The following is a 1,074-nucleotide window of genomic DNA, read 5'->3' on the forward strand; positions in this document are numbered from 1 at the left end:
TAACGGTGGGCTGACGCCGGAAGAGTCAGAGAACAGATACCATTTTTACTGTAAAACCGTGGCCAATATTACTTGACCACTACATACTATCACAAATAAAGGCGATGAGGCTGAAGGACTTTCTCTGGAAGTGCTTGATGGTAATGAAGTGATTTACAGTGAACAGCAGACCGGTAAATATTTTGATAAGGGAGAGCATGCCTGGCAATGGGATGGCTACAGTAATCAAGGCATACTGGATACAACTAAGCTAAAAAGCAAATCACTACTCGTAAGACTGATTGCTTTATGTGGTGATATGATGATAAAAGTTGATTATCCACTTCATAATTCACCAGAGGAATAAAAATGGGTCGATGTAAAGGTAGACAGAAAACAAAAAACAGTAGATATAATATGGCGACTGGCAGTTAGTGATGGAGGGATAAAAGGAAGTAATCCTAAGTTATCCCCAGTTCCTTATAACGACTTGGTTAACCTGACCAAAAATGGAGTTGAATTTTATTGGTCTCGAAATGGAAGTCGCGGCGGGGGGATTGGTGAAAATATTGTTACAGCGATTGGTGTTTTTAAAGTAAATGTAAAGGCTGAGATAAATATTACTCCATCCATGCGAACTTTTTCTTTGATATCATCATTAGATCCTGACTTTCAGGCATCCGTTAGTCTATCAGGATTTGAAAAAATATATTATAACTACGGTGATAGTTATAAGGATATTCAAGATGAATTACAGGCGCTTCTTGACGCTAATAACAGATATAAATGGGATAGTGCTCATGAAATGGGGCATAAAGTACTCGATGAATATGGAGAGGGTTCTAGCCCTGATTATTCGTGGACTCATAAAGGAACATCTACTCTTATGCAAAAAACAATACCAGGGAATGTTATGCCCGCTCAGGGAGAGATTGATGTAATGAAATATGGAAAATATCGTCCTGACATGTATACTCGATTGGTTGCAGCAGATGAAGATGTTCAGGGATTGTGATCCTACCCACGTAATATGGACACAGGCCTAAGCGAGGTTCTTGTTTTCAAATTGTTCCGGACTGAGGCCGCCACACCAAC

The 1,074-nt window shown here is 39.6% G+C and carries 1 pseudogene; it reads left to right on the plus strand.

The features are described 5' to 3' along the window. Window positions 1-85: 85 nt before the first annotated feature. A pseudogene (locus FTE26_RS02075) lies at window positions 86-994 on the plus strand (hypothetical protein); the annotation flags it as partial. Between the last annotated feature and the right edge of the window lie 80 nt (window positions 995-1,074).

This window comes from Escherichia sp. S10b, from assembly GCF_028421345.1.
Lineage (GTDB): Bacteria > Pseudomonadota > Gammaproteobacteria > Enterobacterales > Enterobacteriaceae > ECMA0423.